The sequence below is a fragment of the Anaerobacillus sp. CMMVII genome (genome assembly GCF_025377685.1).
Classification (GTDB): Bacteria; Bacillota; Bacilli; order Bacillales; family Anaerobacillaceae; genus Anaerobacillus.
Window position 1 is genome coordinate 329,962 of sequence record NZ_JACEHK010000015.1, and the last position, 12,116, is coordinate 342,077.

A 12,116-nucleotide genomic window follows, 5' to 3' on the forward strand; every position below is an offset into this window, starting at 1 on the left:
CACACTTTTTTCTCGAAGAACATTTGCTAGTCGGGGCTTAACAGGGCGCTTGCGCTTTTCTTATAGGATTTCAAATTTTATTGATAATCAATTAGAGATGGTTATATATCCCTTTTTAAAAGCATAAATTGTGCTGAAGGCCATTATTGAACGACGGCATGTAACAAAAAAATATATGCTTTTGGGTGAATTTCATAATTACCTTAATTGAGCTATATCAATCTAAATAGCGAAAATAATGCATTATGAAATTCATTTGCTGAAGAATTAGCTTAAGGAGGGAATATGACGTGAAAATTCATATTGTTCAGCAGGGAGACACTTTGTGGAAGTTAGCCAAGAAGTACGACGTAGATTTTGAACAATTGAAAGCTGTTAATAATCACTTAAGCAATCCAGACGTGATTATGCCAGGAATGAAGATAAAAATTCCAACGGGTGGGGTTCCAGTAAAAAAGCAAGCCGTGAAAAAGGAAGAACAAGTAAAAGCTCAACAACCTAAAGAATTACCAAAAGTAAAAGAAGTACCTTTACCGAAACATGAAGTGGTGAAAGAAGAGGTGAAATTGCCGGCACCACCACCACCTCCAGCGCCCGTACAACAACCAATTCAAGTGCAACCAATTACTCAACAGCAGTATCTTCACCACATGAATATGAATTTTAATGTCTATAAACCAGCACCCGCACCTGTACCTATTCAAATGCCAGCACCACCTAAATTACCTGAAATGAAAGAATTGCCGAAATTTGAAAAACCAAAACAACCAGCACCACCGAAAAAAGAAATGCCAATTGCTGAAAAGCCAATAGCGATGCCAGCACCACCGAAAAAAGAGATGCCAATTGCTGAAAAACCAATAGCTATGTCAGCACCACCGAAAAAAGAAATGCCAATTGCCGAAATGCCAATGGCAATGCCAGCGCAGTTTGCGCCACCACCTAGTTATCCTATGCAACAAAATTGCTATCCTGTAACAGGCATTATGCCTGGTTGTGCATATCCGCCAATGGTACCTCAATGCTACCCTCCATATCCTGGAATGGCGCAACCGACTCCTTATGGTTACCCAGTTTCACCTGGAGCACCGATGGGAGGATTTATGGCACCACCAATGCAAGGGTATCAACCGATGGCGATGGCACCACAAATGCCAATGTACCCGCAACCTCAGCAGATGCCAATGTATCCACCGCCACAATTTGGGATGACGCCTCCTGCTGAGCTAGATTTCGAAGATGCTGACTTACCACCGATGACTCCAAGTGGAATGGGGCAAGTGCCACCAATGCAGGTACCACCTGGGCAAGGTTGGGCGGGACCACCTAACAACAATTTATATGGAGACATAACCATGCAACAACCGATGCTTCCACAGGGGCAACCTTGGGGATATCAACCACAGCCAATGTTTCCACAATATAATCCAACCCAGGGACAACAGTTCCGAAATGATAAAGAAGATAATGAAGATTAAATAATTGAAAATAGCCAACCATTAATGCACCCTATTGTAAATATCATTTGCGATTGGAGGTGCTGGGTTGGCTTTTTTCATGCCTTTGTAAGGAAATTACACGTGATCTTACATAAAAATGACCGATACTTCCTAGATATAACAGATTAATTTCTCAGGAAGAATGACAAATTAATTGTGAAAGGAGGAATAAAACCAATGAAAAAACTTGCGATTACATTATCAGCAGCAACACTTTTACTAGGTGGTTTAGTCGGTTGTGGTGTTGATCAACAGGGGACTACTGGACAAGGTGCCAGAGATCAACGCGGTTTTGGATACCATGCAACTGAGCAACGTCAAGATACTGGCATCACAGGTCAACGTGCAGGTGAAGGCCCAATTACAGATATGTTTACACGTGATGACCGTCGAGGAGCAAGAGGCTTTGGGAGAGATACACGCCAGCCTGCAACTGGCTTAGCTGGTGAAAGAGGAGCAGGTATGAGAGGTACAGGAACTGGACTATTCGGTACTGGTGCTGGACGAGGAACTACAGGCACTGGCACAGGAACTGGGTTATTCGGTGGTGGTACTGGTGGTGGAACTACTGGACAAGGTACAGGAATGTTTGGCGGTGGTACTGGTGGTGGAACTACTGGACAAGGTACAGGAATGTTTGGTGGTGGCACAGGTGGTGGAACAACTGGTACAGGAACTGGATTATTTGGTACAGATTCAGGATTCGGTGCAGGAACCGGACGTGGGACCACAGGAACTGGATTATTCGGTAGAAATACTGATAGAGCAGGTATGACTGGTCATCAAAGAATGGGTGAAAACAGAACAGGATCTGGATTTGGTGCTGCTGGTAACAGAGGTATGACAGGCTTAGGTGCTGAAGCAGGTAGAGGTGGCACAACTGGTCATGGAATTGCAGCTTCGCCAGGATGGCAAGGTGAAACAGGATACCATGGTGGTACACGTGGTATGGATACAGGATTAGGAATGCATGGAAATGCTGGAATGAGAGGTACAGGTCGAGGACAAGCATTCGGTACAGGTGACCGTGGTGCTGGAATTGTTGGTAACCGTCCTGGTTATGTTGACGACAGAGGTATCTTAAGAGAACGTACAGGTAGAGCTGGAATTGGTGGATTAGGCCAAACAGGAAGAACTCATATGAACCAAGGCCAAACTGGTCGAGCAAACATGGGGCAAGGTGGACTAGGCTTTGGACGTGAGGGTGCCAATGGCCGTGCTGGTGATCGTGAAGTTCCAGGAACTGGTATGAGTGAATATGCTTATCCAGATGGGTATGATGCAACAACTGCCCAAGATTATACAACACGATTAGCTGATGTTGAAAATGTAAGAGATTCTCGTGTAATTGTTCATGGGAATAGGGTATTAGTTGGTGTTGATGCTGACCGTCAAAATGCTCAGCGTGTAGAGCAAGACATTCGTCAAAGGCTTAGAGGAACTGCTGGAGATAGGGAAGTCATTGTAATAACGGAAAGAGATCAATATGATCAAATTCGTACTGCAGACGATAGACTTCGTGCAGGTGAAACATTTGAAGAAGTTGGTGCAACCATTAACGATATGTTTCATGATTTTGGAAGAGCTATTCAACGACCGTTCGAACGTTCAAGATAATAAATAAAAATTAAATATGGCAAAAGAGGCTAGATGGCTAGCCTCTTTGTCATTTGTACATAGAAATAGGAGTGTTTGGAATAAAATCACTAAGTTTCAAGTGAAGTTTGTATTAGCGACAATATTAACAGTAAGAGCTTAAAAAATACGCTCGTTTCTAAGAGATTGTTGCTATTAGCTTTTAGGTCGTAACCAAGCGAATGCTTGGTTCTTCACGCTTTGCGTGAAGCTTATTTATTCTCAAAAGACGACCTAAAAGCAACAAAGTTTACAAAAACAGCCTATAAATAAACAGTAAAAATTAGTATAAATGGATAAAAGTCAGTATGTCTGGCGATAATAATGATAGCAATTTATAAAGGCATTTTAACTTTTTTAGTAATTTAAGTAACGGTGGTGGTACTCATGGAAAAAAAACTTCCTATAAAAAAATTAAATTAATAAGTTTTTCTGCACTTTTACTTTTGTTCTCAGTTGCTATAGTATTTGTTCAGTCACAGCAGTCTAATAAATTAGCAACCGCAGTAGATTATCCACTTATGAGAGAAAATATCAATAAACGGGCAATCGAAAATGCAATTCCAGTAGCGAAAACATTTCACGTGATGGATCCAAAAACAGTCAGAGTGATTTTAGCTAGAATATACCTAGATGGTGAGGTAAGTGAAGAAGTTGTTGAGGAAACAATCCTATCAATGGAGGATTTTTGGGCAGAGTACGCTGAATGGGATTTAATTGATCAAGACGAGGCTCAAGTTGTATTTCAACAAAAGATTGACGACATATCTCCTTTATTAAAAATTAATGGCTATTTTGGTATCTCAGAAGAGGGTACTCTAAATATTTATGAAGGTAAACCATCTGAAGAAAAGGTCATACAATCATTTTTTCAAATAAACATGAAGAAGCTAAAGAGTCATCAACAACAAGAGCTAGAAGATGGTATTCCAATTCTTTCTAGAGATCGATATGAAGAAGTGTTAAAAATGTATAAAAAGTATGCAAAGCATGAAATGTAATTTGAAAATATAAGTGATACAAGAGAGTACTCTTGGAAAACAAGCCCTTAGAATTCTAAAGGCTTGTTTTTCTTTAATTATGAAGAATTGATACCTTAACTTGTTTTGGTTGTTCAACAAGACTTTTGTGGTAAAATAAAATAGAAATAAACGTTCGTATAGGAGAGATTTTTTGTGATAGAGTTTGTAAAGGGATACGTAAATTATATAGATACACAGTATGTGGTCATTGATGTAAAAGGAATTGGCTATCAAATTTTTTGTGCAAATCCCTTTATATTCAAGGTAGACTTAGAGGCAGAAATTATAGTTTATACATATCAGTATGTTAGAGAAGATACGATAAAACTTTTTGGTTTCCGCTCAAGAGATGAACGAGCGCTATTTGAAAAATTACTAAATGTTTCTGGTATTGGACCAAAAGGAGCTTTGGCAATTTTAGCGTCAGGCCAGCCACAGCAGGTAGTCAATGCGATAGAGGAAGAAAATGAAGCGTTTTTAACAAAGTTTCCTGGTGTTGGTAAGAAGACTGCACGACAGATGATCTTAGACTTAAAAGGAAAATTAGCTGATTTCATGCCTAGTTTAGTGGGTCCTGTTTATGAGCTCAAGGCAGATCAAAAAGCCAAATACCCTCGAGAATTAGAAGATGCCATTGAGGCTTTACAGGCATTAGGATATGTTGAACGGGAAATTAAAAAAATTGCTCCGAAGCTTGCTGAAGAACAGCTGTCTACAGATCAATATATTAAAAAAGCGTTGCAACTGCTTTTAAAGATATAGAATGAGTTGCGTTCTCAGGAGGTAATAATATGGAAGAAAGAATGGTTTCGGCTGAGGTACAACAAGAGGAAGAAACGCTTGAAAATCAATTACGTCCCCAATTACTTAGCCAATATATCGGACAAGAAAAAGTTAAAAATAACTTAAAAGTATTTATCGAAGCTGCCAAAATCAGGAATGAAGCTCTGGACCATGTCTTGTTATATGGGCCTCCCGGGTTAGGTAAGACCACATTAGCTACTATCATTGCGCATGAAATGAATGTTCAAATTCGAACAACATCAGGGCCTGCTATTGAACGCCCAGGTGATTTAGCCGCAATTTTGACCGCTTTAGAACCTGGTGATGTTTTGTTTATTGATGAAATACATCGACTAAACCGTGTCGTAGAAGAAGTGCTTTATCCTGCGATGGAAGACTTCTGCTTAGATATCGTAATTGGAAAAGGGCCGACCGCCCGTTCAGTTCGATTAGATTTACCACCATTCACATTAGTAGGTGCTACGACAAGGGCGGGTCTTTTATCGTCACCTTTACGTGATCGTTTTGGTGTTTTGTCCCGTTTGGAGTATTATACCAATGATGAATTAATGAATATTGTATTAAGGACAGCAGATGTTTATCAACTTGAAATTGCTGAACAGGCAAGTATTGAAATTGCCAGGCGATCACGGGGAACGCCTCGAATAGCAAATCGTTTGCTGCGTAGAGTTCGTGATTTTGCTCAAGTTCAAGGCACAGGATTTATTGACCTAGAATTAGCAGTCAATGCATTAGAAAGACTACAAGTAGACCCACTTGGTTTAGATCACATTGATCATAAATTTTTAAAAGGGATTATTGAAAAGTTCCGGGGGGGGCCTGTAGGACTCGATACGATTGCCGCAACAATTGGTGAAGAGTCACATACGATTGAAGACGTTTATGAACCGTATTTATTGCAAATTGGCTTTTTACAACGAACGCCTAGGGGGAGAATGGTGTTACTCACAAAGTATATGAACATTTTCAAATGGAGGTCCCAGAGTAATGCCAAATATTCCGAAACTACTGATTACAGTGGGGGTTATTTTAATTGTTTTAGGACTGTTATGGCAAGTTGGTGGCAAGTATCTTGCTTTAGGGAAATTACCGGGAGATATTTTCTTTAAGAAAGGAAATACGACTTTTTATTTTCCAATTGTTACTTCGATTGTTTTAAGTATTGTTATCTCGTTAATCCTATATATTGTTGGCCGCTTAAGGTAAATATTTACTTGTCAACAATATAGTACTTATGTATGCTTATATATTAGTTTGGATTAGCTAATTATTAAATAATAGCTAATCCAAACTCCAAACCTAAATGTGAAAAAGGTGAATTAATAAAATGGAAGTTAAAGATTTTGATTTTTATTTACCTGAGGAACTGATTGCCCAAACACCACTTAAGGACCGCACCTCATCTAGACTGATGGTAGTAGATTCAAAAACAGGTGAAATAAATCATCGCAGATTTTCGGATGTGATTGATTTTTTTAGTGAGGGAGATTGTCTTGTTTTAAACGATACTCGAGTTTTACCTGCAAGACTTTATGGAATTAAAGAGGGAACAGGCGCCAATATTGAATGTCTTTTATTAAAACAGCTTGAAAATAATCAGTGGGAAACGTTGGTTAAGCCGGCAAAACGAGTTCGGCAGGGAACTGTTGTATCTTTTGGTGATGGACGCTTAAAGGGTATTTGTAAAGAAGAGTTAGAGCATGGTGGTCGCATTATCGAATTTCAATTCGAAGGGATTTTCCATGAAATTTTAGAATCCTTAGGTGAAATGCCATTACCTCCTTACATTACAGAACAATTGGAAGACCAAGAACGTTACCAAACCGTTTATGCTAAACATCGTGGCTCTGCAGCTGCGCCAACTGCTGGACTTCATTTCACTGAAGAGCTATTAGAGCAAATTGCTGCCAAAGGAGTTCATATCGTCTATATCACTCTTCATGTTGGACTTGGCACATTCCGCCCAGTTAGTGTAGATGTTATCGAAGAGCATGAGATGCACGCAGAATTTTATCAGATGACGGCTGAAACCGCAGCAACCTTAAATAAAGTAAAAAGCTCTGGAAAGAGAATTGTTACTGTAGGTACAACTTCAACAAGAACGTTAGAAACGATTGCTCATGCCAACAATGGTGGTTTTATAGAATGTTCAGGATGGACAAGTATATTTATCTATCCTGGATTTGAGTTTAAAGCAATTAATGGATTAATAACGAATTTTCATTTACCAAAATCTACGTTAATCATGCTCGTGAGTGCTCTTTGTGGCCGTGAAAATACACTTCATGCATATCAAGAAGCTGTCAAAGAAAGATATCGCTTTTTTAGCTTTGGTGATGCGATGTTAATCCTATAAAATTCACATATTTTTTTGTACGAAATGAAGGGAGCAACAAATTAATGGTAGCCATTCGCTATGAACATATTAAAACTTGTCGTCAGTCAGGAGCTCGTTTGGGGAAAGTACACACACCACATGGTACTTTTGAAACGCCAATCTTTATGCCAGTAGGAACATTAGCTACAGTAAAAACGATGAGTCCTGAGGAATTAAAGGAAATAGGCTCGCAAATCATATTAAGTAATACTTACCACTTATGGTTAAGACCAGGTCATGATATAATTAAAGAAGCTGGTGGATTACATAAATTCATGAATTGGGATCGCCCAATTTTAACAGATTCAGGTGGATTTCAAGTCTTTAGCTTAAGTGCCCTACGGAAAATTGAAGAAGAAGGGGTACATTTCCGTAATCATTTAAGTGGTGAAAAATTATTCTTGAGTCCTGAAGGGGCAATGGAAATTCAAAATGCCTTAGGTTCTGACATTATGATGGCCTTTGACGAATGTCCTCCGTATCCTGCTACATACGAATATATGTTAAAATCAGTACAGAGAACAAGTCGTTGGGCAGAACGTTGTTTAGAAGGTCATAAGCGACCTGAGAGTCAAGGGTTATTTGGAATTGTCCAAGGTGGGGAATATGAAGATTTAAGGAAAATGAGTGCCCAAGACCTAGTATCTCTAGATTTCCCTGGTTATGCAGTTGGTGGTCTATCTGTTGGGGAACCGAAAGATGTGATGAATCGTGTTTTAGAATTTACGACACCACATTTACCTGAAAATAAGCCTAGATATTTAATGGGTGTTGGTTCACCTGACGCGTTAATTGATGGAACGATTCGTGGAATTGACATGTTTGATTGTGTATTACCTACTAGGATCGGTCGAAATGGGACTTGTATGACGAGCACTGGTCGACTTGTTGTTAGAAATGCCAAATATGCTCGTGATTTCAGACCATTAGATGAAAATTGTGATTGTCATGTATGTAAAAATTACTCTAGAGCCTACATTCGCCATCTTGTCAAATGTGACGAAACGTTCGGATTTAGATTAACCTCTTACCATAATCTCTATTTCTTGTTAAAATTAATGGAGCAAGTCCGAGAAGCTATTCGCCAAGATCGCCTTTTAGATTTCCGTGAGGAGTTTTTTGAAATGTATGGTTTTAATAAACCTAATGCAAAAAACTTTTAATTTTGTGAAAGAAAAGGGATAATGGATAGTATCAATATTTATTTTTAGAAAGGGGTGAAACAACAATGGACTTTTTTACAGCGATTTTACCATTAGTATTTATGTTCGCGATTTTTTACTTTTTATTAATCCGACCACAACAAAAGCGTCAAAAGAAAATTCAACAAATGCATGCTGACCTTAAAAAGGGTGACAAAATCATCACGATCGGCGGCCTTCATGGCACAATCGATGCAATTGACGAAGACAGAGTCATATTATTAGTTACTGATAACAAGAAATTAACTTTTGATCGAAATGCCATCCGTGAAGTAGTTAATCCTGACTAGTACATAGGCAAAAGAGAAGGGACATCCAATTGGATTGTCCCTTCTCTTTTGTCATAGTTTAGAGTTAAGAGTGTAGAGTTTAAAGTGTTGTGAGTAAAGCGGCGAAGCCTAGCTTTCAAAACTCAAAACTCAAAACTTTACACTTTTAAACCATACGTGAATTCCTTACTACATTTACGCCTAAGACCCCACCGATGATTGCTGCGAAAACAAATCCACCGTGGAAAAGATATTGCTCCATTGAAAATGTGGCATTATAGCCTAAGTACTGGACTAAGAAAACAAGTAAAGAATATAAAAGACCTGTACCTGCCCCAACCATCCAGCCTTTTTGTTTTGACTTACCTCCTGAAACGAAGCCTCCAATGATTAATGCAACAAATGTTAGGACCATAATTACCCAACTGAAAGATGTTTCAGTTAATGAAGTAAACCTAAGTAGCAACGAAATAATAAAGCTTACTGAAAGAATGATCAGCAATATTGTGACAAGACCATAAACCATTGAAGTTAGAATTCCTCTGTTTTCCAAGCTTCTCTTCCCCCTTTACAAAAACTCTGTTTTTCAGCCTAATAAAGCTTATTCACCCTTGTACAAATTTAGAATTAAAGTTTTGAGTTAAGAGTGTTGAATTTTGAGTTTTAATATGAGGTCGCACCCTAACTTATAACTCATACTCAACACTCAAAACTTCTAAATAAGACAAACCCTTCATACAATGTAACAATGGATTTCATGAAAGGGGATCATGATGCAACTAACCTTTGCCTTTATCATATTTATCATTAGCTACGCCCTGATAATATCTGAAAAACTAAATAGAGCATTAGTCGCCTGTCTAGGTGGAGTTCTCATGCTATTTTTTGGAGTACTTGATTTAGATTCTGCATTTATTCATCATATAGATTGGCATACAATAACCTTGCTGCTTTCAATGATGATTCTAGTATCAATCACTAGTCAAAGTGGATTTTTTGAGTATATCGCTATCACTGTGGCGAAAAAGGTAAAAGGCAAACCAATTCCGTTATTAATAGTTGTCTCGTTAATTACTGGAGTCGGGTCTGCTTTTTTAAACAATGTTACGACAGTACTGTTAATCGTACCTATCGTCCTAACATTAACAAGATTGTTAAACATCTCGGCAATACCTTATTTATTGATGACTATCTTGGCTTCTAATATTGGCGGAACTGCGACCCTAATCGGTGACCCCCCTAATCTTATGATTGGGCAAGCCGTAGAACATTTAAATTTTAATGCATTCTTACTTCACCTAGGTCCTGTGGTTATCATTATCTTTGCTGTAATAATTGTTGCAATGGCGTATTTTTATGGGAACAAACTTCGTGTCACTGAAGAAAATCGTCTGAAATTAATGGATGTAACAGCGACTAGATACCTAAAGAATAAACCATTACTTTTAAAATCAGTATCAGTACTCATAATAACTACTGTAGGGTTTATCCTTCAGCCGATTTTAGCGGTAGAACTTACAAGTGTGGCAATGGCTGGTGCTTTGTTATTACTTCTCTTAACCCACCAAGAACAACAAGTTGAGGAAGTTTTTAAATCGGTGGAATGGGTCACATTATTTTTCTTTATCGGTTTATTTATGCTCGTAGGTGGCTTAAAAGAGGTTGGAATTATTGATGAAATTGCTAAATCGATCATCTATTATACAGATGGTGATCTTCCGAAAACCGCTATGTTAATTTTGTGGGCATCAGGGATTTTATCGGGGTTTGTAGATAATATTCCTTTTGTAGCAGCAATGATTCCAGTTATTGTAGAGTTTGAAAATTATGGGATGACAAATTTAGATCCTTTATGGTGGGCTTTAGCTTTAGGAGCTTGTTTAGGTGGAAATGCGACATTAATTGGTGCAACCTCCAATGTAATCGTTGCTGGATTAGCTGCTCGTGCTAATCAAGGGTTTAGCTATTGGGAGTTCTTAAAAGTAGGCGCACCTGTTGCATTAGTTTCATTTGTTATTTCTAGTATCTATATTTACTTTCGATATTTAATTTACTTTTATTGAGTTTAAAGTGTAGAGTATTAAGTTTAAAGTTGTTTTGCATTGCTTCGAAGTAAGACAGAGCAATTCTAAACTCTAAACTCTAAACTTTACACTTTAAACTTTTTTCCATTTTCTTTAACCAATTTTTTATCCAAAAATGGTCAAACTAAGAGAAAATAGCTAACACCAACGCAAGTAGTTCGGTCGTTAAACGAATAGGAGGCGATCATTGCGTGGATTATTCGACCATTATCCTAAGAACGATACTAATTTACTTTATCATTTTGCTCGTTTTACGTTTTATGGGAAAGCGAGAAATAGGACAATTGTCAATATTAGATTTCGTTGTATCGATTATGATCGCAGAATTAGCTGTAATCTCGATTGAAAATGTTCGGGTTCCAATGATGAATACCATTGTTCCGATTTTGATTTTGTGTATCATTCAAATTTCTTGGCATGGGTATCGTTAAAGAGTGAAAAATTAAGAAAAATGATTGATGGAAAGCCCTCAGTTTTGATTAATAAAGGCAAAATAGATGAGGATGAAATGAAAAAGCAACGGTACAATTTTGACGATTTAATGATTCAACTAAGACAAAGTAACATTAGAAGGTTGTCTGACGTAGAGTTTGCTATCCTAGAACCTTCAGGGAAACTTTCCGTCATTGAAAAAACAGAACGAGAAAAGAAGGATCCAGACTATGCAGCTACCGTAAATTTACCTCTACCATTAGTTTTGGATGGCAAAGTACAAACAGATCATCTGGAAAAAATTGAAAAAACTCCCTTATGGTTAAGGCAAGAGCTGCGCAAACTAGGATACAAAGACATAAAAAAAATATCCTATTGCTCCTTAAATGATAATCAAACTTTTTATGTGGATTTAAAGGATTAAAAAAGTGAAAAGAGGCTTCTTCATAAGTTAGCGTAAGCTAACTTATGAAGAAGCCTCTTTTATTTCGGATGTTTTCGTAAACTTTGTTGCTTTTAGGTCGGAACCAAGCATTCGCTTGGTTCCGACCTAAAAGCTAATAGCAACAATCTTTTAGTAAAAGAGCGTTATTTTTGTAACGGGTTCCGTTACCTATCGCAAACATTAAAAATGTAATGCAAAATGACCTTCAAATTGTATGGTAATTTGGAGGTCTATTTTTGTTGATGAAAAGGGATATCGATATTTACTTCGGGAGAATTTGTAGTGCATTTTGTATATTAAAATGTTGGGGTACAATAGCCTGTGTACCGCAGCAAAATACACTACAT

10 protein-coding genes and 2 pseudogenes are annotated in these 12,116 nt (G+C 37.9%); 11 read left to right on the top strand and 1 reads right to left on the bottom strand.

Annotated features, from left to right (window positions below; all coding sequences use genetic code 11):
• The first annotated feature begins 290 nt into the window (after positions 1-290).
• The 9 genes and pseudogenes from safA (at position 291) to yajC (ending at position 8,829) form a co-directional block, all read left to right on the top strand.
• Complete coding sequence (safA, locus tag H1D32_RS18915) at positions 291-1,478, top strand: SafA/ExsA family spore coat assembly protein (RefSeq protein WP_261179789.1); 1,188 nt, start codon at positions 291-293, stop codon at positions 1,476-1,478.
• 198 nt (positions 1,479-1,676) lie between these two features.
• Positions 1,677-3,116 carry a YhcN/YlaJ family sporulation lipoprotein gene (locus H1D32_RS18920; protein WP_261179790.1) on the top strand — a complete coding sequence of 480 codons (1,440 nt, stop codon included), beginning with the start codon at positions 1,677-1,679 and terminating at the stop codon, positions 3,114-3,116.
• 539 nt (positions 3,117-3,655) lie between these two features.
• Positions 3,656-4,135 (top strand): BofC C-terminal domain-containing protein, encoded by a 480-nt coding sequence (locus tag H1D32_RS18925; protein ID WP_261179791.1) that lies wholly within the window; start codon positions 3,656-3,658, stop codon positions 4,133-4,135.
• 174 nt (positions 4,136-4,309) lie between these two features.
• Positions 4,310-4,918, top strand: a complete 609-nt coding sequence (gene ruvA / locus H1D32_RS18930) for a Holliday junction branch migration protein RuvA (RefSeq protein ID WP_261179792.1) — start codon at positions 4,310-4,312, stop codon at positions 4,916-4,918.
• A 29-nt stretch (positions 4,919-4,947) separates the two neighbouring features.
• Positions 4,948-5,948 (top strand): annotated as a pseudogene (gene ruvB / locus H1D32_RS18935) (Holliday junction branch migration DNA helicase RuvB).
• Positions 5,948-6,166 (top strand): DUF2905 domain-containing protein, encoded by a 219-nt coding sequence (locus H1D32_RS18940; protein ID WP_261179793.1) that lies wholly within the window; start codon positions 5,948-5,950, stop codon positions 6,164-6,166. The pseudogene ruvB and the gene H1D32_RS18940 overlap by 1 nt, the downstream one beginning before the upstream one ends.
• A gap of 121 nt (positions 6,167-6,287) precedes the next feature.
• The gene (queA, locus tag H1D32_RS18945) at positions 6,288-7,316 is read left to right on the top strand and encodes a tRNA preQ1(34) S-adenosylmethionine ribosyltransferase-isomerase QueA (RefSeq protein WP_261179794.1); all 1,029 of its coding nucleotides are present in this window, start codon (positions 6,288-6,290) and stop codon (positions 7,314-7,316) included.
• A 44-nt stretch (positions 7,317-7,360) separates the two neighbouring features.
• On the top strand, positions 7,361-8,500 hold the full coding sequence (tgt, locus tag H1D32_RS18950) for a tRNA guanosine(34) transglycosylase Tgt (protein ID WP_261179795.1): 1,140 nt from the start codon (positions 7,361-7,363) through the stop codon (positions 8,498-8,500).
• 65 nt (positions 8,501-8,565) lie between these two features.
• Complete coding sequence (yajC, locus tag H1D32_RS18955) at positions 8,566-8,829, top strand: preprotein translocase subunit YajC (RefSeq protein ID WP_261179796.1); 264 nt, start codon at positions 8,566-8,568, stop codon at positions 8,827-8,829.
• Positions 8,830-8,974: 145 nt separating this feature from the next.
• Here the strand turns inward: yajC and H1D32_RS18960 are convergent, their stop codons facing one another.
• Positions 8,975-9,361 (bottom strand): TIGR04086 family membrane protein, encoded by a 387-nt coding sequence (locus H1D32_RS18960; protein WP_314733455.1) that lies wholly within the window; start codon positions 9,359-9,361, stop codon positions 8,975-8,977.
• A 220-nt stretch (positions 9,362-9,581) separates the two neighbouring features.
• Here H1D32_RS18960 and H1D32_RS18965 point away from each other — a divergent pair, with 220 nt between their 5' ends.
• Together H1D32_RS18965 and H1D32_RS18970 are read left to right on the top strand one after the other, a co-directional pair.
• Positions 9,582-10,871: an ArsB/NhaD family transporter gene (locus H1D32_RS18965; RefSeq protein ID WP_261180010.1), complete on the top strand. Its 1,290-nt coding sequence runs from the start codon at positions 9,582-9,584 to the stop codon at positions 10,869-10,871.
• A 212-nt stretch (positions 10,872-11,083) separates the two neighbouring features.
• Positions 11,084-11,748: pseudogene (locus tag H1D32_RS18970) on the top strand (DUF421 domain-containing protein).
• Positions 11,749-12,116: the final 368 nt, after the last annotated feature.